Source organism: Streptosporangium nanhuense (assembly GCF_059358815.1).
In genome coordinates this window covers 22,506-45,847 of sequence record NZ_JCADBG010000007.1, presented here as the reverse complement: position 1 = coordinate 45,847, position 23,342 = coordinate 22,506, and the positions used below count along the sequence as shown (strand labels likewise).

16 protein-coding genes are annotated in these 23,342 nt (G+C 70.6%); 6 read left to right on the top strand and 10 right to left on the bottom strand.

Features of this window, described 5'->3' with window-relative positions; genetic code table 11:
- Positions 1 to 18: 18 nt before the first annotated feature.
- The gene (locus AC5L38_RS15375) at positions 19 to 1,515 is read right to left on the bottom strand and encodes an alpha/beta hydrolase (RefSeq protein WP_495243466.1); all 1,497 of its coding nucleotides are present in this window, start codon (positions 1,513 to 1,515) and stop codon (positions 19 to 21) included.
- Positions 1,516 to 1,827: 312 nt separating this feature from the next.
- Here AC5L38_RS15375 and AC5L38_RS15370 point away from each other — a divergent pair, with 312 nt between their 5' ends.
- Positions 1,828 to 2,556 carry a Crp/Fnr family transcriptional regulator gene (locus tag AC5L38_RS15370; protein ID WP_495243465.1) on the top strand — a complete coding sequence of 243 codons (729 nt, stop codon included), beginning with the start codon at positions 1,828 to 1,830 and terminating at the stop codon, positions 2,554 to 2,556.
- Positions 2,557 to 2,781: 225 nt separating this feature from the next.
- Here the strand turns inward: AC5L38_RS15370 and AC5L38_RS15365 are convergent, their stop codons facing one another.
- Complete coding sequence (locus AC5L38_RS15365) at positions 2,782 to 3,231, bottom strand: Pycsar system effector family protein (RefSeq protein WP_495243464.1); 450 nt, start codon at positions 3,229 to 3,231, stop codon at positions 2,782 to 2,784.
- Between the two features lie 191 nt (positions 3,232 to 3,422).
- Here AC5L38_RS15365 and AC5L38_RS15360 point away from each other — a divergent pair, with 191 nt between their 5' ends.
- The 4 genes from AC5L38_RS15360 to AC5L38_RS15345 are packed head-to-tail and all read left to right on the top strand — an operon-like array spanning position 3,423 to position 8,725.
- Positions 3,423 to 4,238: a hypothetical protein gene (locus AC5L38_RS15360; RefSeq protein WP_495243463.1), complete on the top strand. Its 816-nt coding sequence runs from the start codon at positions 3,423 to 3,425 to the stop codon at positions 4,236 to 4,238.
- A complete protein-coding gene (locus AC5L38_RS15355) occupies positions 4,235 to 6,334 on the top strand; it encodes an nSTAND3 domain-containing NTPase (RefSeq protein ID WP_495243462.1) in 2,100 nt (699 codons plus the stop codon). The genes AC5L38_RS15360 and AC5L38_RS15355 overlap by 4 nt, the downstream gene beginning before the upstream one ends.
- Before the next feature lie 17 nt (positions 6,335 to 6,351).
- Complete coding sequence (locus AC5L38_RS15350; RefSeq protein WP_495243461.1) at positions 6,352 to 7,344, top strand: hypothetical protein; 993 nt, start codon at positions 6,352 to 6,354, stop codon at positions 7,342 to 7,344.
- On the top strand, positions 7,337 to 8,725 hold the full coding sequence (locus AC5L38_RS15345) for a DUF4407 domain-containing protein (protein WP_495243460.1): 1,389 nt from the start codon (positions 7,337 to 7,339) through the stop codon (positions 8,723 to 8,725). Before AC5L38_RS15350 ends, AC5L38_RS15345 begins: the two co-directional genes overlap by 8 nt.
- A 263-nt stretch (positions 8,726 to 8,988) precedes the next feature.
- On the opposite strand, the gene AC5L38_RS15340 is transcribed toward AC5L38_RS15345, so the two are convergent.
- The 7 genes from AC5L38_RS15340 to topA form a co-directional block, all read right to left on the bottom strand.
- Positions 8,989 to 9,846: a PSP1 domain-containing protein gene (locus AC5L38_RS15340; protein WP_440086796.1), complete on the bottom strand. Its 858-nt coding sequence runs from the start codon at positions 9,844 to 9,846 to the stop codon at positions 8,989 to 8,991.
- Positions 9,847 to 10,083: 237 nt separating this feature from the next.
- A complete protein-coding gene (locus AC5L38_RS15335; RefSeq protein WP_495243459.1) occupies positions 10,084 to 11,238 on the bottom strand; it encodes a glycosyltransferase family 4 protein in 1,155 nt (384 codons plus the stop codon).
- Positions 11,235 to 11,933 carry a hypothetical protein gene (locus AC5L38_RS15330; protein WP_495243458.1) on the bottom strand — a complete coding sequence of 233 codons (699 nt, stop codon included), beginning with the start codon at positions 11,931 to 11,933 and terminating at the stop codon, positions 11,235 to 11,237. Before AC5L38_RS15330 ends, AC5L38_RS15335 begins: the two co-directional genes overlap by 4 nt.
- A 531-nt stretch (positions 11,934 to 12,464) precedes the next feature.
- Positions 12,465 to 13,646, bottom strand: a complete 1,182-nt coding sequence (locus tag AC5L38_RS15325; RefSeq protein ID WP_495243457.1) for a DNA polymerase III subunit delta' — start codon at positions 13,644 to 13,646, stop codon at positions 12,465 to 12,467.
- Positions 13,647 to 13,739: 93 nt separating this feature from the next.
- The gene (tmk, locus tag AC5L38_RS15320) at positions 13,740 to 15,800 is read right to left on the bottom strand and encodes a dTMP kinase (protein WP_495243456.1); all 2,061 of its coding nucleotides are present in this window, start codon (positions 15,798 to 15,800) and stop codon (positions 13,740 to 13,742) included.
- A gap of 212 nt (positions 15,801 to 16,012) precedes the next feature.
- A complete protein-coding gene (locus AC5L38_RS15315) occupies positions 16,013 to 17,404 on the bottom strand; it encodes a metallophosphoesterase (protein ID WP_495243455.1) in 1,392 nt (463 codons plus the stop codon).
- Positions 17,405 to 17,665: 261 nt separating this feature from the next.
- Complete coding sequence (topA, locus tag AC5L38_RS15310) at positions 17,666 to 20,317, bottom strand: type I DNA topoisomerase (protein WP_495243454.1); 2,652 nt, start codon at positions 20,315 to 20,317, stop codon at positions 17,666 to 17,668.
- On the opposite strand from topA, the gene AC5L38_RS15305 reads away from it, so the two are divergent.
- Positions 20,244 to 20,660 carry a DUF5703 family protein gene (locus AC5L38_RS15305; protein ID WP_425581893.1) on the top strand — a complete coding sequence of 139 codons (417 nt, stop codon included), beginning with the start codon at positions 20,244 to 20,246 and terminating at the stop codon, positions 20,658 to 20,660. The genes topA and AC5L38_RS15305 overlap by 74 nt on opposite strands.
- Before the next feature lie 195 nt (positions 20,661 to 20,855).
- Here the strand turns inward: AC5L38_RS15305 and AC5L38_RS15300 are convergent, their stop codons facing one another.
- On the bottom strand, positions 20,856 to 23,246 hold the full coding sequence (locus AC5L38_RS15300; RefSeq protein ID WP_495243453.1) for a chaplin family protein: 2,391 nt from the start codon (positions 23,244 to 23,246) through the stop codon (positions 20,856 to 20,858).
- Positions 23,247 to 23,342: the final 96 nt, after the last annotated feature.

Sequence of the window (23,342 nt, the reverse complement as noted above, 5' to 3'; positions counted from 1 at the left end):
CCTCCCCGCGCCCCAGAATCAGTTGATCTTGGGGCAGCGGGTTCCGTCCTTGGGGACGGTCAGATCGATCAGGTAGTCGTCCACCAGGCGGTCCACGCACGCCGAGCCCGTCAGGTAGGCGGTGTGCCCGTCGCCGTCGAAACCGACGAGGACGCCGGAGGAGAGCTGGGAGGCCAGGGCCTCGGACCACTGGTAGGGCGTGGCCGGGTCGCGTTCGGTGCCGACGACCATGATGGGCGGGGCTCCGGGTGCGTCGATCTTCGCCCGCGGGCCCCCCTTGGCCGGCCAGTACGCGCAGGGCAGCGAGCTCCACATGACGTACGCGCCGAAGAGCGGGGCGTCCTTGGCCGACTCCCGGGCCGCCGTGGCGTAGGCGGCGGAGTCGCGGGGGTAGGGGGCGTCGACGCAGTTGACGGCCAGGTTGGACTCGGTCTGGTTGGTGTACTCGCCGTTCGCCTCGCGGTCGATCAGCAGGTCGGCCAGGCGGAGCAGGGTGGTGCCGTCGCCCTTCAGCGCCCGGCCGAGCGCCTGGCGGAGAACCGGCCAGGCCTGCCGGTCGTAGAGCGGGGTGATCAGGCCGAGGGTGGTCCAGGCCTCGGTCACCCTGCGGCCGTCGCCCGTCGCGTTGGTCAGGGGGGCCGTGTCCGCGCGGCGGAGCAGGGCGGCGATCTCCGCGCGGGCGGAGCCGACGGAGCCGCGGAAAGGGCAGTCGGTGGCCGTGAGGCAGTCTCCGAGGAACGCGTCGAGGGCGACCTCGAAACCGCGTGCCTGCGTGGTGTTCAGCTCCAGCGGGCCGAGCGAGGGGTCCACGGCGCCGTCCAGGACGAGGGCGCGTACGCGGTCGGGGAAGAGGTCCGCGTAGACGGCGCCCAGCTGGGTGCCGTACGACTTGCCGAGATAGGTGAGGCGGGAGTCGCCGACCGCGGCGCGCAGCAGGTCCATGTCCCGGGCGGCGTCGGCCGTGCCGACGTGCGGCAGGAGCCTGCCCGAGCGGGCCTGGCAGCCGGAGGCGAACCGCCGCGAGCCCTCCTCCAGCATGGTGACCTCCCCCGGCGAGTCGGGCGAGCTGTCCAGGCCGACGTAGGTGTCCAGCTCGCTCGTCGACAGGCACCGGACGGGCGCGGACTCGCCGACCCCGCGCGGGTCGAAGCCCACGACGTCGAAGCGGTCCCGTACGGCCTCGCTCACCGCCGTACGGGCGCCTCGCGCGTACTTGACCCCGGAGGCACCCGGCCCGCCGGGGTTGAGGAGGATCGAGCCGATCCGGTCACCCGAGGCGGGCAGCCGGATCACGCTGAGCTCGATCTTCTCGCCGTCCGGCTTGGCGTGATCGAGGGGGACGGGGAGCTTCGCGCACTCGAAACCGTCCTCGCACTCCTCCCAGCCGAGCGACGACCTCCCGGCCTCACCGCCGCCCTTACCGCTGCCGGAACCGGCGTTGGCGTCGGTTCCGGTGCACGCGCTCGCCAGCAGGGTCACCGCCGCCGCCAGCACGGCGACCACATGGGATCTCACGCCGTGTCCGCTCCGTGAGGCGGGTCGTATGCCGATCCGGCATACGGAGTTCGGTCATGGAGCCCCCGACGCGGCCGATCCTCATACTTCTGAGGTGCACGCATCCGCTTCACCTTCTCAAGGCCGGAATGTCAAGATTGTGGGAACACGGTCGTCACGCGCTTGGCAGGGGAGCCCCGTGTCCTCCGAATGGCCACCGGTGGCATCTTAGGCCACCGGCCCGGCCCCGAAGGCTGTCCTTCACGGTCTGCCACGCAAACATGACGATCGGCGAGCGGATGAAGCGCGCACCCTCACCGTCGAGGAGGCCTCATGTCCATTGGAACGTCCCGCCGGGCCCCCAGCCCCTCCTGGCCTGCGGGGACCTTGATCTCGACCCTTGACGACAGGGGACGCAACGAGCTTTTCGGCCTGGGTGAGGCGCAGCGTCACGAACCCGGAGCGGTCTTGATCCGGCAGGGTGACACCCGGTGCGACCACGTTCTTCTGCTCCGTTCCGTCCGGTCCGCGTCGCCCGCGTGCGCGAAGATCACGGCGATTCTCGACAACGGCGCCGAGGCTCTGCTCGGCATAAGACTGAGCGGTGACCTGGTGGGCGAGATGGCCGCGCTCCGGCGGACGGACCGCTCCGCGACGGTCACGGCCTGCACCCCGCTGGTGGCCTTCCGGATCCCCGCGGCCACGTTCTTCGCCTACCTGGACGAGCGCCCCCTCCTGTGGTCGGCGTTGGCCTCCATGATCGCGGAACGGCTGGAATGGGCCAACCAACGCCGGCTCGAGTTCACCGCCTTCGAGGTCCCGGTGCGACTGGCGCGGGTGCTCGGCGATCTGGCGGCGCGTCACGGATTCGCCGTCGCGGGCGGTACGGACCTCGGCATCAGGCTGTCCCAGCCCGAGCTGGGACGACTCATCGGGGCGAAGGAGGCCGCGGTGCACAACGCGGTCCGGCTCCTCAAGAGGAACGGGTTGCTGCTGACCGACTACAGGCAACTGGTCATCACGGACCTGGAGGCGCTCCACTCCTTCAGTACCGCGAACTGAGCTCGCGGCCGCGCCGCCCAGCACGGACCGCGCTCCGCGGCGCGCCCCTCCTCGACATCCCGCCCTCGTGACGTCCCGCCCTCGTGACGTCCCGCGGAGCACACCCTGTGACACTCCGCGAGACGCCTTCTCTCGTGAAACTCCGCGGGACGTCCTCCCACGACACTTCGCGGGCCGCGCCCGCGGCGATGTCCTACGGCGGCACGGTGACGCGGTACGGCGGGATCATCTCCATGCCACGACGAGCGCCGTCAACGCTATCGCCGAGACGAGCGTCAGCCCGGTCCAGGGCAGCGCGCTCGCCACGTGACGATACTTGCGCTCGGCGATCCGGGCGAGGAGACGCGTCATCTCCCATGCCTCGTCGATCCTGGCCGCGACGTCCTCACCTGTCCTCGGAGGCATGTGGTCGACGGCTCCGGTGATGCCGTACCGGCTCCGCGTGTCCGGCGGCCGCAGGACCGGCCGGATGGTCTGGAGCATGTGGTACCCGGACACGAGGAAGCCCAGCATGAAGAGGCCCAGCAGCACGGCCCCCGCGACGAGGCCGGCGTGGGTGAGCCTGGCGACACCCGCGACCTGGGCCGCGACCATCGCGGCGGCCCCCGCGTGCGACACGGCCAGGACGCTCACCTTCCCGTCGGCGTGCTGAACGTAATTCTGGAACGAGATCATCACTGCCAGCGCACCATCTAGATCCTGATTCGTTAACTTATGAGGCTTTTGTCGCATCCAGCGCATTGTTTCCCCTTGCCTCTTGGCGTCAAACTCCAGGAAAGGGTGCGAACCAGGTTGCGAGTATGTATTAATCCACCTTGGGGCTTATTCTCCATATTTGCTAGGGCCACATCCCCTACTGGTAGGGGATGTGGCCCTCGGCATTCCCCCATACTGATGGCTTCAAGCTGGATTTACTACCAGACCATAAGGAACCGGAAAAATCCATGAAAAGCGGCGATTTCGGACGCGCCCTCATCATGTCCAGCGACCTAAGAGGATACGGACGAGGAGATGACAAACGTCACGAGGCCATGCAGCACGGCTTCGTGGACCTTCACAGGGACGCGGCCGTCCGGACGGGGCTCGATCGACACCGGTGGGCGATCCAGCCGGGGGGCGACGGCGAGCTCGCGGTGCTCCCCGCCGACGAACCCGACCCTCTCGTCGTCGACCGGTACGTGCGCGCGCTCCACCAGGGACTCGTCGACCACAACGACGGCCTGGCACCGAAGGAGCGGCTCCAGCTCAGGGTGGCCCTCGCCTTCGGCACCGCCTACCCGTCGGTCAACGGGTACGCGGGCCAGGCGGTCGTCGAGGCGAGCCGGCTCGTCGACTGGCGGCCGCTCAAGAAGCTCTTCGAGATGAGGGAGGACATGAACCTCGCCCTCATCCTCTCCCAGCGGGTTTTCGAGGACGTGGTGCGGCAGGGACACACCACCTACGGGGTCGGCGACTTTCACAGGGTGGTGATTCGGGAGAAGGAGTTCTCCGGTTCCGCATGGATATGGAGTCCGGAGTTCGACTCTGGAGATCTGCGCCTCCTGTCCGATCCGGCGGACGCGAAAACGGACGGCCAGGCGGAGAACATCGGAACCGGCACCTCCCAGCGAGCGGAAGTGATCAACAATCTGAGCGGTTCCGTCGACGCCCGCCGCGCGGTTTTCGGGGTCGGCCGTAAATGACGACAGCGGACCCCCCTCCGGGCGACACCCCGTCGGCCGAGCCTCCCCCCGAGCCGGAGCGGAAAGAACCGCAGCAGAAAGAGCCGCAGCAGGAGGAACGGCAGCAGGACGGCCCGGACGAACCGGCCGCCGAGCGCTCGGACGAGGATTTCGAGGAAGGTGCCCTCGGCCAGACGGCCACGGTGATCAACAACTTCTTCGCCGAGGTACAGGCCCGGAAGGCGACTTTCGGCATGGCGGGCGGCGGAACCGCGCGATCGACGTCGAGACGGCTCGACGAGAAGGAGATCGACCACGCCCTGAGGCACTTCGTCGAACCACCGGGTTTCGACAGGGCCGTGGCCACCCTGCGCGAAAGTCGCGTGGTGGTCCTCGTCGGTAGGGAGGGCATCGGCAAGTGGACGAGCGGTACCGCCCTCCTCGCACAGGTCAAGATGCCCGCGGACAAGATCGTCGTTCTCTCTCCCGGCCGTGACCTGGAGGACCTGCTGGCGACCTCGTTCAGGAGGAACCGCGTCTACTTCATCCACGACTGGACCGACGACAAGGTCGAGAAGAACCTGCGGCGCTTCACCTTCGACACGCTGAGCGCCAAGCTGGCCCAGGCCGAGGCGCACCTGGTGATCACTCTCAACCGCGCGGAGGTACGTTCCGGGCTTGAGGCGTTCGAGGTCGGATGGGAGTCTCCCGACTCCCTGAGGCTGCTCGACGCCTACATCGGCACGGATCACCCGGCCCTCTCCGAGGCCCAGGTCCGCGAACACGTCGCCGGGCTGCGCTCACCGCAGCGGGTCGTCGAGCTGGCCGAGCAGATGGCCGGCGGCGCCCGGCACGTGCGGGAGATCCTGGCCGACCTGGACGGCAGTACCGTCATCCGGTGGTTCGACGGCGAGCCGAAACGCTCCGAGGTGCTGGCCGTCGCGGCCCTGGCCTTCGCGTACGGCGTACCGGAGCGGGTCTTCGAGCGGCTCCTGGTGCGGCTGACGGGCATCGCGGACGAGATCGAGCGCCAGGGGGCCGAACGTGAGACCCGCCCGATCGGAGAGAGCCTCCCGCAGAGCCGGAAGCTGTGGAACAGCCGGCACCCGCTGATCGGCATATCCACCGAGGCGGGCGAGCCGAGGGTGGTCTTCTGCGGTCCCCGCCACCGCGAGCACGTGATCACCCAGCTCTGCCTGCACTACGGGTACAGCGTGTGGGAGCCGCTGCGCGAGTGGATCCGCGAGCTGGCCGGAGAACTTCCCGAGATCCAGGTACAGGTCGCGGCGGGGCTCGCGCTGCTCGCGAGGACACGCCCCGAGGAGGTCGAGGAGTCCTTCCTGCGGCCCTGGGCCGCAGGCCTGGTCCAGGAACGGCTCGCCGCGGCCAACACGCTCTCCCTGATGTGCGTGGACGACGTCACCGCGGCCATCGCCTTCGGTATCGCCCTGAGCTGGGTGGAGGACGCCGGGCAACCGCAGGCCATGACCGCCGCCCTCGCCCTCGCGGGCGGCCTCTCCATCCGGTACCCGGGTGAGGCCGTCGACTGGCTCTGGTACCTGGCGCTTCGCGGGATCCGGGTGAGCAACGTGGCCCAGCGGGCCCTGACGCTGTTGTTCCAGACCGCGGCGGAACGGGACGGCGAGGCGCTGACCGGCCTGCGGCTGCTCGCCAAGCATCTGGAACGCGACCTCGGCGAGGGCATGCCACCGCGGCTGGCCAGGAGGGCCCTCGAAGCCGTGCTCGGCGTGCTGGAATCCGACCGGCTGGAGAGCGAGAAGCCGCTCATGGCGTGGCTGCTCCTGTCCCAGCCGTCGAGCGCCCAACCGATCGGCGTCCTGTGGGCGTGGACCCTCCACAACGCCCACCACCGCGCCGAGGCGGTCCGGGCGCTGTGCCGAACCCTCCGGGCCCTCGAGGAGCAGGAGGGCGCCGTGGCCGCCGCGGAGGCGCTGGGCCAGGTGATCTGGGCGACCCTGCCCGGCGCCGTGTCGGTGCTGGTCAAGCGCGCGATCGATCGCGCCTGCAGCGAGACGCACACGCGGTGGGATCCGCCGCTCGCCAAGGAGATCGTCCTCGCCCTGCTCGACGCGGGCACACGGCGAAACCACCAATGACATCAAGGAGAACATCGATGTCCGCGTACAGCGGATACCCCATCGTGGAAGAACGCGCCCTCAGGCCTCCCCACCGGCGGCTGGGGCTCTTCCCCCGCCGCAACCCCGACGAGCTTCCCGAGACCCCGGTGGGAACCGTCCTCGTCTTCGCGCTGAACGGAGGCTACAAGGCGTACACGGAGGGCCAGCACCTGCGCGGGTCCGAGGACGCCGTCGTGGAGGCGAGATCCGTGAGCGTCGTCTACATGCGCAACCGGCAGGTCACGCTGCCGATCGAGATCCCGTCGCGGGACATGGGCTACCAGTTCCTGCTGAAGGTCGTCTTCAGGTGCAGGGTGACCGACGCGGAGGCGGTCGTCTCCGCCGGGATCGAGAACGCCGCGGACGTGCTGACCAACCATCTCCGTGACGACGCGCAGCTGATGCGGCTCGGCACGACGCGGCCGATCGAGGAGGTGCACCTCCTGTCCGTGGAGGTGACCAACAGGGTCCGGGCCTATCTGGAGTTCTACCCGCCCCGGATCGACGGGCTGGAGGTGACCCTGGTCAACGTCGACCTTCTCCCGCCCAACGACATCCTCGTCCACGGCCAGCGGATCAAGCGGCTCCAGTGGGACGGGGAGAGCAGGGAACTGGCGTCCGCGATCGAGAACCGTGACGTCTCCAGGATCGAGGAGATCTTCAAGCGCGGCGTCGAGGCCACCGTGGCGTTCGGCGTCAGCCGGGAGAAGTTGGAGATGACCGACGCCGTCGGCGTCACCCGCGAGGCGCAGGAGAACCGGTTGAAGGCCCTGTCCGACCTGATCGACGGCATGCCCGACGGGGCACTGGACTTCCTACCCATCGACACCCAGAGGCTCATCGAGAGGGTGGTGACGTCGGTCACCGGGGACAACCTCTTCGCCGAGGCGCCGAAGGCCGTGGAGTCCTCCGCGCCGAACGGTGGCCGGTCTCTCCAGAACGGGCACGACGGCCCTCGCAGGATCGGCCTGGAGGACCTCGATGACTGAGGAGGCGTCGCCCGGCAGGCACTCGAAGGCCTCACCCGCCGAGCCTGGCGGACGGCTCGACCTGGGACGACGGCTCAGGGTCCTTTCCGGGGTGGACGAGGAGATCCTGGACCAGGTGCCGCTGGAGCGGACCCGGTACGTGGGTCTCGGCGGCGTGGTGCTGGGCACGGCGGTCGTCGCCGGGATCTCGATGTGGTTCGCCCTGAGCCAGGTTCTGGGCGGCTCCCACATCGGGCTGGTCGTTCCCACGGTGATCTGGGCGCTCATCGTGCTCAACCTCGACAGGTGGCTCGTCTCGACCGTGACCGGCATCTGGCAGCGCAGGCTCCTGATGCTGGTCCCCCGCCTGCTCGTCGCCGTGGTGCTGGGCTTCGTCATCGCCGAGCCGCTGGTCCTGAAGGTGTTCGAGACCGCGGTGGTCCAGCACGTCCTGGACGGACGCCAGGACGCCCGCAACGCGGAACGGGCCCTGCTCCTGAGGTGCAACCCCCAGGAACCCTCCGGCGCGCCGGACCCGCGGGGGTGCGAGGGCGCCGAGCTCCTGGCACCGGTCGCCGAGTCGGACGCGACCAGGCTGCGTGACCTGGAGCGTGACGCCGACAAGCTCCGCACCCGGGTCGACGCCGACAGCACGCGACACAACAGGATGCTCACCCAGGCCACGAACGAGTGCCAGGGAATCAAGGTGGGGGGCACGAGCGGCAGGAAGGGCGCGGGACCGCTCTGCGAACGCCTGGACGCCGCGGCGGCGGCCTTCGCCGCCCGCAGCAAGCTGGCCGAGAACCAGAGGAGACTCCGCTCCCTGGACGACCAGGTGTCCGCGCTGCGCGGGCCTCTCGCCGACAAGCGGGCCGACTTCGGTCAGCGGGTCGAGGCGGACGTCCGCAAGCGGGTGGACGCGATGCCCGGGGCGGACGATCCCGTCGGGCTCCTGGAGCGCATGCGGGCACTGCACGAGCTGACGGTCGAGAACCCCTACCTGTTCGGGGCGAGCTGGCTGCTCCGGCTGTTCCTGATCCTGATCGACTGCCTGCCCGTCCTGGTCAAGCTGATGGGGGGCACGACCGCCTACGACCGGATGGTGGATCGGGCGAACCGCACCCAGGAGAGGATCCACGAGAAGCGCCTGCAGTTCAGCGCGGACGGGCGTGTCGGCGAGCTGGAGCTCCGAGCTCACCGCGACGCGGAGGACCGCCGGCGGCGGCGCCAGCTGATGGACATCGACGGCAAGGCCGCCGACGCCGAGGCACGCGCCGCGGTGGAGGCCATGATCAGGCGCCGGGCGGACGAGATGGGGTTCCAGGGCGTCAGGCACGTCGTCAAGGAGGAGCGGCGCAACGGCTCCCACCCGCACATCGACCTGACGGGCTCCCAGAACTGACAGGCACCCCGAACTGACGAGCTCCTCGGAGTGAGGGGCACCCGGAGCCGAAGGCGTCCCGGGGCGAGGGGGGGCACCCCGGGGCGATGCCCTCCGTGGACTCACCGGGTGAGTCCACGGAGGGCCGTCGACGGCTCCGGTCATCTTCCCTCGGGCCCGCCGTCGACGGCCTTCACCGCGTCCCCGCTTGGTCCCCGCTCACCCCTCGGGCCCGCCGTCGGCGACCTTCACCACGGCCCCGCCAAGTCTCCGCTTGGTCCCGCTCACCCCTCCGGTCCGCCGTCAGCGACCTTCACCGCGTCCCCGTACGCCGCGTCGTGCTGCTTGCGCGGGGAGCACACCGACGCCGACGGGCACGCGCAGCGGCGGCCGCCGTCCTCCAGGCGGACCACGACGGAGTCGGAGGGCACGTTGCGGCCCACGACGGTTCCCGCCCCCTCGGGGGTGTCCACCTTCAGCCCGACGCGGGGCATCCTGCTGTGCGCGTCGAGATAGAGAGGGTGCTCGTACTTCAGGCAGCACATCAGCCGCCCGCACGCCCCCGCGATGCGCAGCGGGTTGACCGGCAGGTCCTGGTCCTTGGCCATCCGGACGGAGACCGGTTCGAAGTCCTTGAGGAAGGTGGCGCAGCACAGGTCACGGCCGCACGGGCCGATGCCGCCCTGGAGGCGGGCCTCGTCGCGGGGGCCGATCTGGCGCAGCTCCACCCGGGCGCGCAGGTTGCGGGCCAGGTCGCGGACGAGAGCGCGGAAGTCGACCCGCTGCGGGGCCGAGAAGTAGACCGTGTAGACGTTCTCGGCGTCCGTGTAGTCGACGCCGACGACCTTCATGGGCAGCGTGTGCCGCTTGATCAGGCGTTTGGAGACGCTGCGGGCCTCGGCGCGCCGCCGCTTGTTGCCCTCGTCGCGGGTCAGGTGCTCCTCGTTCGCGATACCCGCGCACACCGGCAGCCCGCCGACCTCCTCGCTCGTCCACTGGGGCGCCCAGACGCACTCGGCCACCTCGGGCCCGGCGTCGGTGGGAACCAGCACCTTGTCTCCGACCTTGGGACTGTGCTCGCCGGGATCGAGGTAGTACAGCCTGCCGTAGCGGGTGAAACTCACCGCCATGATCATGCCCATATGGCTCCAAACCTGGGGGTACGGCTCGTGCTCACCCTACGCGGCATACCCAGGAACACGGAGTGCCGCCCGAAGACCCCCTGTCCGGCGGCCGACCGGCCCGGTTAAACACCGCCGAATACCGCCGAACACCGCCGAACGCCTCCCGTGCGACGTCCCCGGTCGTGGCCCGGCCCCGGACCGTGCCCGGACCGATCGCCCACCGTGAGCGGCGGCCCCGTGGGGCCGCCGCTCCGGTCAGCGGCCGAGCTCGGCGAAGGACTTCTCCCAGCGGGAGACGATCGTGGAGATGTCGTAGTTCCTGGCCGTCCGGAGGGCGTTCTCGGCCATCCGGCGACGGCCCTCCTCGTCGTCGATCATCTGGATCAACCCGCTGGCCAGGGCGTCCACGTCGTCGGCGGGGACCAGCACCCCGTTCACCCCGGAGGTGATGATCTCGCGGGGGCCCCGGGGGCAGTCGAAGCTGATCACCGGCACCCCGGAGGCGAACGCCTCGATGATGGTCATGCCGAAGCCCTCGAAACGGGAGCTGACCGCGTGGATCGAGGCCTTGGCCAGCTCGCCCTCGATGTCCCCGGTGGGCCCCATGAACGTGACGTTGTTGTGCAGGCGCAGCTTCACGGACTGCCTGACCAGCTTGTCGCCGACCCGGCCCTCGCCGTAGATCCGCAGCTTCCAGTCGGGGCGTTCCCTGGCCACCCGGACGAACGCCTTCAGCAGCCGGTCGTACCCCTTGACCGGTACCAGCCTGCCCGCGGCCAGCACGATCCGGTTCTCCTGCCGGGAGCGCGGACGCGGCCCGCCGGGCAGCCCGTTGCCGATGGTGAACACCCGGGTGGGCGACCCGTCGAGCATCTGCCGGTAGTCGTGCTCGTCGGCCTCGGTGAGGGTCACGACGGCGTCGAGTTTCGGGTACCACGTCCGGATCTCCTCGAAGATCCCGGGCTGGTGGGCCTCGAAGTGCAGGTGCTCCTGGGCGATCGTGACGACCCGCTTGCGGGCGTACCTCGCGGCCATGATGTTGAGCCCCGCGCGGGTGGTGACCAGCACGTCGCTGCGGAGCCTGCGCAGCTCGCGGACGAGAACCTCGTCACTCCAGGCGCTGAAGGAGGCGTACGCGCGCTCCTCGGGGTGGATCAGCGCGCTCTCCTGCGCGCTCAGCCGCTCGGCCTTCTTCGTGTACGGCCAGCGGACCCTGGCCCCCTCCCTCAGGTCCACCAGCGAGCGCAGGCGAACCCGCGAGCCCAGCGGCAGGAAGGGCGTGTCGGCGTGCTGGAAGACGCTGACGACCTCGACCTCGTGCCGCTCGGACAGGGCGGTGGCGAGGTCGAAGGTGGCGCGGATGGTGCCGCCCATGCCGTAGGCGTTGAGGATGAGGAAGGAGATCTTCACGAACTCGCCTCCTCGATGCTGAGCGCGACGGCGAGGCTGTCGGTCTCGGTGTAGTACGGCCGGACCCTCACCTGCCCGACACGTTGGGCGGGAAAACGAACTTTGGTCTTCTTGTCCGTTATGTCATCAAGGCGGGTCGCCAGCGGCAGACGCGTTCCGGAGATCTCCGCGTAAAGGTCCCAGAAGACCCTGCGCCGCACCTGCGTCTCGGCCATCGGCGCGATCTCCACCCCGCCCTCGAACCACCGCCCCTGGAAGCTCGCGGGCCCGCTCACCGGTTCCGGCCCCCGGCGGGCCACCGCCACGAGCCGGGCCGCCCCCCGGATCGGCTCGCCGTACGCGATGGCGCCCTCCACCTGGATCACGCCGTCCTCCGCGGTCACGCGGATCACCTCGACGTACGGCTCGACCTCGCGGACCTGCAGCCCCAGCGTGCCGAGGGAGGTACGGAACGCCCTGATCTCCCGGTTCCGACGGGTCTCGGCATAAGCCCACAGCCCGTCGAGGGAGAACCCCGGGTCGTCGGTGACGACGGGCTCGCCGTCGCGCGACGCCATCCAGACACCCGCGGACAGTGCCGTCAGATCCGCGGCCCCACATTCCTCACCGGTCTCCACGTGCCGCAGGACGATCTCCGCGTCGTTTCCGACGGCCGGCTCGGGCCATTCGATCCTCAGCGTGTCGTCGTCTCCCACACGGCTCGTGATGGCTCGCCCACTTACAGGCGAAATCATCCCATGGCGTGCCCCAATGCTCACCAAGAGTCCCCCGGCCTTCTCTGCTCATCCCCGTAGAGCAGGACACTGTCCACCGACTTATAACGAAATAGCGTATTTTTGCCTGTTAATCTTAACGACCCACACTCATACTTTGAGGTGACTTAGCGATGAATGGTTCCATCTAATCGGAAACAGACGGGTAGTGACCACTTGATGGCGGTCTCTACCCTCCTTACCAGCCGATATCCGCCGGGCCGGTCCAGAGAAACTTCGAAGTGTCCGATACCGGACAGGGGGTTCATCCACTCGAACTTCGGCTCCCGGTGAACCACGAGAGCAGCCGCCCGCGATGCGGTACGGCACACACGGCACGTACGGCACACACGGCACAGCACCGCCTCGCGCGGGAAACCGGTACCGGCCCATGCGCGGTACCGGCCCATGCGCGGTACCGGCTCACGACCGAAGCCGGCTCACAACCGAGCCAGGCTCACCGCCGGGACGCGCTCACAGCCGGGGCCGGTGCAACGAGATGGTCATCGACTCGACCGCCATCTGCGGGCTGACGTTGGACGCCAGCCGCCTCCGGCAGCGCATGATCGCGTCGATCCTGCGCAGGGTGTCCTCCGGCGTGGAGGCGCGGGCCAGCTCGTCCAGGTCGGCGCGGCGGTCCTCACTGGCCAGCTCCACGTGCGCGCCGAACTGCACCGCCAGCACGTCGCGGTAGAACGCCACCAGGTCGAGCAGGGACGCGTCGATGACGTCGCGCTTGGTGCGGGTCGCCCTGGACTTCTGCCGGTCCTCGAGATCCTTGAGCGCCCCGGCACCACCGCGGATCAGGCCCCTGTTGAGCCCCTTGCCCGTGGAGCCCTCGCCGTAGGCCTGGCGCAACTCGGTGATCTCCGACTCGTTCAGCACCGCGGTGACCGCGGCGGCCTCGTCCTCGGCGGTCTTCACCAGCCGCTCGGCGGCCATCACGCACTCCCCGACGCCGGTCAGCGACCGGGGGATGGACAGCACCGCCTCGCGGCGCGCACGCGCCTCCGCGTCCAGCGCCAGCCTGCGGGCGCGGTCGATGTGCCCCTGGGCGGCCCTGGCGGCGAACTCCGCCATCGCCGGCGGCACGTTCTCGCGCGTGGCCAGCACGTGGGCGACCGCCGCGGTGGGCGGGGTGACGAGCGTGACGAGCCGGCAGCGGGACCTGATGGTGATCATCATGTCGTCCGGGGAGGGCGCGCAGAGCAGCCAAACCGTCTTCGGCGGCGGCTCCTCGATGGCCTTGAGCAGCGCGTTGGACGCCCCCTCGGTCGCCCGGTCGGCGTCCTCGAACAACACGACGCGCCAGCGGCCCAGCGTCGGCGCCCCGGCCGCGCGCAGGATGAGCCGCCGGGTGTCCTTGATGCCGTACGAGAGCCCCTGCGGGCGGACGATCTCCAGGTCGGGGTGGGAGCCCACGGCCACCTGGTGGCACATGTCGCAGTGCCCGCACCCCTGGTCGGGACAGAACAGCGCGGCGGTGAACGCGCGCGCGGCCTCCTCGCGACCCGACCCGGGCGGCCCGGTGAACAGCCACGCGTGGGTCATCCCGGCGCCGCGCCCCCCGGCCAGCAGGTCGGCCCCGGCCGCCGCCGCCCGGCGGAGCGTCGCGGCGGCCCGCTCCTGCCCCACAAGATCATCGAAGACTCCCACGCCCCCAACCTACCGCCGGGGACACGGGGCCCGGTCGCGGATCGCGCTCCCGGCACGGCGCGGGCGCACCGTGCCGGCCGCCGCCACGCGGTCTCAGTCGCGGATGGCGGGCATCGTCCCGGTGACGTCCTCCGACTCCCGCGGCACCGGGTCGGGCAGGATCTCGCGGACCCGGTCATGGATGATCAGGGAGATCTCGTTCTGGGGCAGGGTCCCGTCGACGACCAGGTAGCGGTCGGGCTCGGCGGCGGCCAGTGCCCGGAACTCGCGGCGGACACGCTCGTGGAACTCCAGGGGCTCCGACTCGATGCGGTCGGCGGCACCGCCCAGCCGGGCCAGCCCCACCGACGGCGGGGTGTCGATGAGCACCGTGAGATCGGGGACGAGCCCGCCGGTGGCCCAGCTGTTGACCCTCGTGACGTCCTCGGCCTCCAGGGCCCGGCCCGCGCCCTGGTAGGCGAGCGACGAGTCGACGTAGCGGTCGGAGATCACCATCGCCCCCCGGTACAGGGCCGGACGGATGACCTTCTCCACGTGCTCGGCCCGGTCGGCCGCGTACAGCAGCGCCTCGGAGCGCGCGGACAGCCCCTGGTGCACCGCGTCGAGCAGGATCGCGCGCAGCCGCATCCCCACCTTGGTCGAGCCGGGCTCGCGGGTCTGCACGACGTCGAAGCCCTGGTCGCGCAGCCAGATCGCGAGCAGCCTGGACTGGGTGGTCTTCCCCGACCCCTCGCCGCCCTCGAACGCGACGAACATCCCGCGCCCCTGCTCGGCGCTCTCGGGGGCGAACCGCTCGCCCCGCACCGCGGCGACCAGGTCGGAGATGATCGAGACGCCCCTGCGGTCGTCCATCTGCCGCAGCGCGACGATCCCGACGATCACCGCGAGCAACCCGCCGACGAGCAGCACCAGGTTGGAGCCGTCGAACCGGTAGACCGGATCCGGGCCGACCCTGATCTGGTGCTCGCCGAACAGGCCCGCCAGGGTCGGCGCGACCGCGACCACCAGCAGCAGGGTCACCCGGGCGAGCGACTGCAGGAAGGAGAACGTACGGCCCCGCAGGCTGTCGTCCACCTCCAGCCCGATCATGGTGTAGCCGATGATCCAGGCGATCCCCGCGCACGCGCCGAGCAGCACGGTCAGCAGGACGACGATCACCAGGTTGTGGACGAGCGCGACCGCCACGAGGACCAGCCCGGCCACCACGATCGACAGGCCGAACAGCCTCCGCCGCGACAGCTCCCGCAGCAGCTTGGGCCCGAAGAACATGCCGGACGCCATGCCGACGAAGACCGCGCCGAAGACCACGCCGTACGCCGCGTCGCCGCCGCCCAGCGCGTCCACGTAGATCTTGGCCACCCCGACCACCGCGCCACCGGCGGCGAAAGCGCCCAGCATGCCGATGATCAGGCCGCGGATCAGCCGGTTGCCGCCGACGAACCGCCAGCCCTCGAAGATCTGCCGCAGCACCGACGGCGTGGAGGTGGTCCGCGCGCTCGTCTTCGGGATGTCCTTGAGCGAGAAGATGATGACGGCCGAGACCAGGTACGCGAGAGCGTTGATGAACAAGGCCAGGTAGGTCTCGCGCTGGGCCAGGAACGGCACCAGCCTGCCCAGGAAGTCATCGGCGACCGACAGCAGCGCGAACAGCAGCGCCGCGATGGGCGCGGTGCCGTACGTGACCAGGAGGTTGAGCTGGTTCGCCTCCTCCAAGCGCTCCTTGGGCACCAGGTTGGGCACCGTGGCGTCCTTGGCCGGGACCCAGAAGAGGTTCACGCACTCGACCAGGAACGTGGCGACGATCACCCACTGGTAGCTGCCGATCAGCGGGATCGACAGCACCAGCGCGAAGCGCAGGAGGTCGCAGAAGAACATCGTCAGCCGCCGGTCGAACCGGTCGGCGAACACACCCGCCAGCGGGCCCAGCACGATGGCGGGAAGCATCTTCGCCACGAAGACACCGCCGATGGCCAGGCTCTGGAGCGTGTAGCCCTTCGCCGCGGTGAGGTTGCCCGCCAGGGCGGTCAGCGCCAGGAGGTTGAGCCAGTCTCCCAGGCTGCACACCGACATCGCCGTCCACAGCTTGCGGAACGGGGCATTGGCCAGCACGTGGGGGGGCTTGCGTCGCGCGGTGCTCCGGCCAGGGGTGGTCATAGTGTCAGCGTATCCAGATGCTCGCTGGGCTGGGGAAAACACGAGCCAGGCGGAAATGCCCGGCTGTCCGTCGCACGAGGGTAATACGTCCGCCCCGTACCCCGCAGGTCACCCCCGGGAAAAGAAGCGACCGGTGCCACTGTTTCCAGAGGTGCTCGCGACGGGGGTTCCAGAGGTTGCCCGTGCCTCCGCCGGTGCTCGCGGCGGGGTCCCTAGGGCCGCTCGCGGTGGACTTCCAGAAGGGTGATCTCGGGGGGAGCGCCCACCCGGACCGGCGGCCCCCAGAAGCCCGCGCCCCGCGTCACGTACACCTGGGTGCCGTCCACCTCGCCGAGGCCGGAGACGACCGGCTGCTGCATCGGGATGACCAGGTTGAAGGGCACCATCTGCCCGCCGTGCGTGTGACCGGACAGCTGGAGGTCCACGCCGTACGTGGCCGCCTGGACGGCCTGGACCGGCTGGTGGGCGAGCAGGACGGTGGATCTCGAACGGTCGCGGTCGCCGCCCAGCGCCCGCTCGAAGTCGGGGCCGTCTCCCGAGGCGACGCCGCCGAGGTCGTTGACCCCGGCGAGGTCGAGGACGGCTCCCCCGTGGGCGATCTCGACGCGCTCGTTGCCGAGCGGGCGGACACCGAGCGCGCGCAGCTCCTCCATCCACTCCTGCGGGCCGTTGGCGGTGTAGTACTCGTGGTTGCCGGTGACGAAGTAGGCGCCGTAGCGGGATTCGAGGTCCCTCAGCGGCCTGGCCAGCGGACCGAGCTCGGCCACCGTGCCGTCGACCAGGTCACCGACGACGGCGACCACGTCGGCCTTCAAGGAATTGATCATGCGGACGATGCGCCGGGTGTGCTCCGTACCGGTGAGCGGGCCCAGGTGGATGTCGCTGACCACCGCGAACCGCAGGCCGCTCAGGCGTGGGTCCAGCCTGGGCAGCACGACCCTGACCGGTTCGATCACCGGGTCGCCCAGAGCCGTCCTGACCCCGAACCCGACCGTGCCCAGCGCCCCCGCCCCGGCGGCGACCGCGGCCGTACGGGCGATGAACAGCCTCCTGCTCATCGCGGCCGGATCGTTCGCCCGGCCCGCGGCCCCGCCGCCGCGCCGCCCGTCTCCGGCACCCGGGACGACGATCACACCGCCGATCGCGGAACCCGCCTCGGACTCGGGCTCGAACTTGGACTCGGACCGGCCGACGGCGGCGGCGGATTGAGTGGTGGGCACCGGCTGGGCGGTGACGAGCGCGGCCCGCTCCGCCCTGCGGGCGGCCACTCCCGGCGGGACCCGGCGGCGCTCCGCCCGCCGCTCCAACACGCCCAGGACCGCGAGGGCCAGCGCCCTGGGAATCTCCAGCAGCACCAGGATCACGAAGAGGTAGAACATCACCGCGATCCAGAAGAACCCCGGCCACGCCAGGAAGTGACCCCACTCGCTGCGGGAGGCGATCAACGTCGCCGGGGCGAGCACGGCCAAGGCGACGAGGATCCACGTCAGCACCCGGCGGGTCCGGCCGGGCCTGGTGGTGACGCGGATCAGGCGGTGCCACAGGTAGAAGTGGACCAGCGTGACCGCGCAGACGACCATCGACACGAAGCCCACGATCGTCACTCGCCCCTCCCGCTCGCCCACCGGCGGTTCCCGGCGCGTTCCGAAGAACGCCCGGGACGGCGGATGCGTTCCCGGAACCCCGGAAGTTCCGAAAACCCCGGAAAGCAGGGCGTCAGGCCTCTCGCCGCACGCTCTCCCGGACCTTCGGAACCCGTACGTCCCCGGCACCCCGGAACCCCGGAAACAGGACCTCGGACCTCTCGCCCCGCGTTCCCGGAACCCTCGGAACCCGCAGGTTCCCGGAGACCCGGGAACGGGGTGTCAGGCCTTCGCCTTGGCCCTGGTGGTGGGACGCTTGGGCGCCGGGCCGCGGGCGCGGCGGTCGGCGAGGAGCTCGGCGGCGCGCTCGGTGGTGATCTGCTCGACCTCGTCGCCCTTGCGCAGGGAGGCGTTGGTCTCCCCGTCGGTGACGTAGGGGCCGAAACGCCCCTCCTTCACCACGATCGGCTTCTTGGAGACGGGATCCTCACCCAGCTCGCGCAGCGGCGGCGCGGCGGCCGCCCGCCTGCCCCTGGTCTTGGGCTGGGCGAACAGCTCCTTGGCCCGGTCGAGGGTGACCGTGAACAGCTCCTCCTCCGACGCCAGGGAGCGCGAGTCGGTGCCCTTCTTGATGTAGGGCCCGAACTTGCCGTTCTGGGCGGTGACCTCCTGGTCGTCGATCACCCCGAGCACCCTGGGCAGCGAGAGCAGGAGCAGGGCGTCCTCAAGGGTGATGGTGTCCAGGGACATCGTCTTGAGCAGCGACCCGGTGCGCGGCTTGGGAACGTCGGCCTTCTTGGTCCTCTTCTTGGCACCCTCGGCCGGCGGCGCCTCCTCCGGCAGGATCTCGGTGACGTACGGGCCGTAGCGGCCGTCCTTGGCCACGATCACGTGCCCGGTCACCGGGTCCTTGCCCAGCTCCCGGTCACCCGTCGGGCGGGAGAACAGCTCCTCGGCCATCTCGGCGGTGAGCTCGTCGGGGGCCAGGTCCTCCGGCACGTTCACCCGGGCGCCGTCGCGGTCCAGGTACGGGCCGTAGCGGCCCACCCGGATCATGATGTCGGTGCCCCTGATCGAGAACGAGCTGATCTCCTTGGCGTCGATCTCGTTGAGATCGGTCACCATCTCCTTCAGGCCCTCGTCGCCGTCCACGCCGAAGTAGAACCGGCGCAGCTCCGGCACCCGCTCCGCCCTGTCGTTGGCGATGTCGTCGAGAACCTTCTCCATGTCGGCGGTGAAGTCGTAGTCGACGAGGTGGCCGAAGTGCTGCTCCAGCAGGTTGACCACCGCGAACGCCAGGAAGGACGGCACCAGGGCCGTGCCCTTCTTGAAGACGTACCCGCGGTCGAGGATCGTCCCGATGATCGACGCGTACGTCGACGGTCGGCCGATCTCCCGGTCCTCCAGCTCCTTGATCAGCGACGCCTCGGTGTACCGCGCGGGCGGCTTGGTGGCGTGCGCCAGCACGTTGAGGGCGGACGCGGTGAGCGGGTCGTTCTCGGTCAGGTTCGGCAGGCGCTTCTCGGAGTCGTCCCGGTCGGTGGACGGGTCGTCCGCGCCCTCGACGTAGGCCTTCAGGAAGCCGTGGAAGGTGATCGTCCGCCCGGAGGCGGTGAACTCGACCCGCTCGCCCGAGCCGGACGTGCCGTCCACCTTGACGGTGACCGACTCGCCGACCGCGTCCTTCATCTGGGAGGCCACGGTCCGCTGCCAGATCAGCTCGTACAGGCGGAACATGTCGCCGCTCAGCCCGGTCTCGCCCGGCGTGCGGAACTCCTCGCCCGAGGGGCGGATCGCCTCGTGCGCCTCCTGCGCGTTCTTGACCTTGCTGGCGTAGACGCGGGGCTTGTCGGGCACGTACGCCGCGCCGTACAGCTTGATCGCCTGGCTACGGGCCGCCGCGACGGCGGTCTCCGACAGCGTGATGCTGTCGGTTCGCATGTAGGTGATGAAGCCGTTCTCGTACAGGCGCTGGGCGACCTGCATGGTCGACTTCGCGGAGAAGCCCAGCTTGCGGCTGGCCTCCTGCTGCAGCGTGGTCGTCCTGAACGGCGCGTACGGCTTGCGGGTGTACGGCTTGCGCTCGACGGACCTGACCTTGTACGAGACGCCGGCCAGGCGCCCGGCCAGGGCGTGGGCGGCCTGCTCGTCCAGGTGGAGCACGTCGGCGTTCTTGAGCGTGCCGTTGCTCGCGAAGTCACGCCCTTGAGCGACGCGCTTGCCGTCAACGCCGGTGAGCATGGCGGTGAACTCGTGCGGAATCTCGTCGCGGCCGGTGTCGAGCAGGGCCTGCAGGTCCCAGTAGCTCGCGCTGGTGAACGCCAGGCGCTCGCGCTCGCGCTCCACGACCAGCCGGGTCGCCACGGACTGCACGCGCCCGGCGGACAGCTTGGGCTTGACCTTCTTCCACAGGACCGGGCTGACCTCGTAGCCGTAGAGGCGGTCGAGGATGCGCCTGGTCTCCTGGGCGTCGACCAGCCTCAGGTTCAGGGTGCGGGGATTGGCCACCGCCTCCTGGATCGCTCGCGGCGTGATCTCGTGGAACACCATGCGGTGGACCGGGACCTTGGGATTGAGCACCTCGCGAAGGTGCCAGGCGATCGCCTCGCCCTCACGGTCCTCGTCAGTGGCGAGATAGAGCTCGTCGGCGTCCTTGAGCAGCTGCTTGAGCTTGCTCACCTGCGCCTTCTTGTCGTGGTTGACGACGTAGAGCGGCTCGAACTCGTGATCCACGTTGACGCCGAGGCGCGCCCAGGACTCCCCCTTGTACTTCTCGGGGATGTCGTCGGCCTTCTCGGGGAGGTCGCGAATATGCCCGATGCTGGACTCCACGACGTAGCCGCGGCCGAGGTACCCGGCGATGGTCTTCGCCTTGGAAGGCGACTCGACGATCACCAGGCGGGTTCCGTCGGCGTTGCCGTTCTTGGCTGGCACGCTGCTTCCTACCTCGCTGTTCGCATTCGTTCCCCGTTTTCTTCCCCTCGGGTTACCCGGTCTCAGCCGGGGACACTCCCAAGAGAAGCCGCAAGGACGCAGAATAAAGCCCTATGAGTGTCGACGTCCCCCAGCTCACCCTCGGAGACTAATCGCTGTGCTCGACTACTCCTACTTGGTTCTCCACCTTCCGCGTGGCACATCCCGGGACGCAGCCCGGCGGATACTGACCGAACATGCAGAATACGGCGACTGGGAACTCGACCGCCTGCGACTGTATCCCGACGGCCGCCGGGACGTCCGACTGCGCCGGAAGATCATACGTGTGACCAGGACGATGTGATCCCGGACATGGCTTTGCCCGCTCCGGGCCGCGCCCCCGGAACGGGCAAAGCTTCCATGCCTCGCCGGCTGAGCGGACGCCGCGCCAGGAGGGCGCGGTCGTCCTGTCTCACCGCCGTCGAGGCGTCTGCGGGCCCTCCTCAGTGGCTCTGGGAAAGCGTGTCCAATAGGTGACTAATGCCTTACTTTCCGCGCCCTACTTCTTGCCGAAACGGATCCGGCGGGTGGTGCCGAAGACCGTCGCGGCGACCGCGGCCATCGCGCCGATCAGGAGGGTGACCAGGGAACCGACGTTCATCCCGGTCACGCCGACGGGCTGGGCGGCGCTCATCAGACCCAGGTCGCCGACCGGCAGGGAGCCCGCCGGAGTCGAGGAGGTCAGGTCGGTGACGGGAGCCAGCGGCGAGCCGTTCCCGGCCGCCGCGGCCCGGTCACCCGCCGGGCTCGCGGGCACGGCGGGCACGGCGGGAAGCTCGGGCAGCTTCGCGGCGGCCGGGAACCGCGCCTGGTCGGCCGCCCCCCGGGCCGCGGGCGCCGACGGCGCGCCGGAGACGGACGCCTGACCGGCCGTGCCGCCGAGAGCCGGGACGGCCGGGAGGGCGGGCAGCAGACCGCTGGTCTTGTGCCTGCCGGGCTTGGAGTCCCGGTCACCTCGGCCACCGTTGCCGTGGTCGTGGTCGCCGTAACCGTAGTCACCGTGACCACCGTGACCACCGTGACCACCGTGACCACCGTGACCACCGGGGCCACCGTTACCGCCGGGGCCCCCCGGGCCGCCCCACTGGCCGCCGCCCGGACGCCCGGACGGGCCGCCGACGCGGGAGCCGCCGAGGCAGCCCGCGGCGGCGTCGCCCAGGACGGCCACCGCGTTGCCGCAGATGTTGATCGGCGCGGTGATCGGCGCCACCACCTGGTTACCGCCCAGCACCGAGCCCTGGCCGGAGGTGCGGTTGCCCCCCGCGCCCGTACCCGCGCCCGCGCCGCCCGCGACGGAGGCGCCGCCCCTGCACGCGGCCGCGGCCTGGCCGAGCACGCCCACCGCGTTGCCGCAGACGTTGATCGGCGCGGTGATCGGCGCCACCACCTGGTTACCGCCCAGCACCGAGCCCCGGCCCGACGTGGTGTTACCGCCCGCGCCACCGCCGCCACCGGCGCCGCCCGTGACGGACGCGCCTCCCTGGCAACCGGCGAACGCGCCGCCCAGGACGGCCACCGCGTTGCCGCAGACGTTGATCGGCGCGGTGATCGGCGCCACCACCTGGTTACCGCCCAGCACCGAGCCCCGGCCGGACGTGGTGTTGCCACCGGCACCCGCACCGCCGCCCCGGCCCGCCGGCACCGACACTCCTCCGGGACAACCCGCCTGGCCGTTGCCGACGGCGTTTCCGCAGACCTCGGCGGGAGTGGTGATCGGCGCCACCACCTGGTTGCCGCTGCCGGCGCCGAAGCGCCCGTCGGTGTCGTTGCCGGGCCTGCCGTAACCACCGGGGCCGCCGGGACGGGGACCGCGCTCCCAGCCGTCGCCGGGGCCGCCCGAGCCGGGGCCGCCGGGACGCGGGCCGTGCTCCCAGCCGCCACCGGGACGCGGCCCCTGCTTCCCACGGCCGCCGTTGTCGCCGTAACCCGGCTTGCCGGGCTTGCCCGGCCTGCCGTGCTCTCCGGAACCGCCGGGCCCGCCGGGCCGGCCGGGCCCGTCGTGCTCACCGGGCTTACCGGGCCACCCCGGACCACCCGGGTGCCCCGGACGTCCCGGGCCGCCCGGGTGACCAGGTCCACCCGGGTGCCCCGGACCACCGGGGTGCCCGGGACCGCCCGGGTTGCCGGGGCCGCCCGGGGTGCCGCCGCCGATGACCTCGGCGCCGCCCTCACAGCCGGAGAAGGCACCGCCGACGACGGCGACGGAGTTGCCGCAGATGTTGATCGGCGCGGTGATCGGCGCCACCACCTGGTTACCGCCCAGCACCGAGCCCCGGCCCGACGTGGTGTTTCCACCGGCCCCGCGGCCGGCCCCACCCTGGTTGCTCACCGAGGCCCCGCCGCGGCAACCGGCGGCCGCCCCACCGAAGATCGCGAAGGAGTTGCCGCAGGCGTTGATCGGGGCGGTGATCGGCGCCACCACCTGGTTGCCGCCGCCGATGCTGTGGTCTCCGTTCGTGCGGTTGCCGCCGGCTCCGCCGCCGCTCCCGCCCTGGTTCCGCACCGAGGAGCCGCCGCGGCATCCCGCCTCGGAACGGCCGAACACCGAGACCGCGTTGCCACAGGCGTTGACGGGCGCGGTGATGGGAGCGACGACCTGGTTGCCGCCCAGGACGCTGCCCCGGCCGGAGGTGGTGTTGCCACCGGCGCCCGGGTCGCCACCGCCGTTCTCGACGGAGGCGCCGCCCTCCGAGGCCGCGGTCGACTGCCCGGCCACGCCGGCGGCGTTGCCGCTGATGTCGATCGGCAGGGTGATCGGCAGGTTGACCTGGTTACCGCCGCCGATCGAGTGGTCGCCGTCGGTGTCGGCGAAGGCCGTACCGCCGCCCATGGCCATGACGCCCAGTGCGAGCAGTGCCGCGGGGGCCGTGCCCGTAACCCACGTACGCATGATTGAAGCTCCTAGCAGTTTCGGGGGGGACCTGACCCTCGTGAGGGCATGGAGGCCATGCGAAGGCCGGACAGACCCGCACAGCGGGAGCCCCGA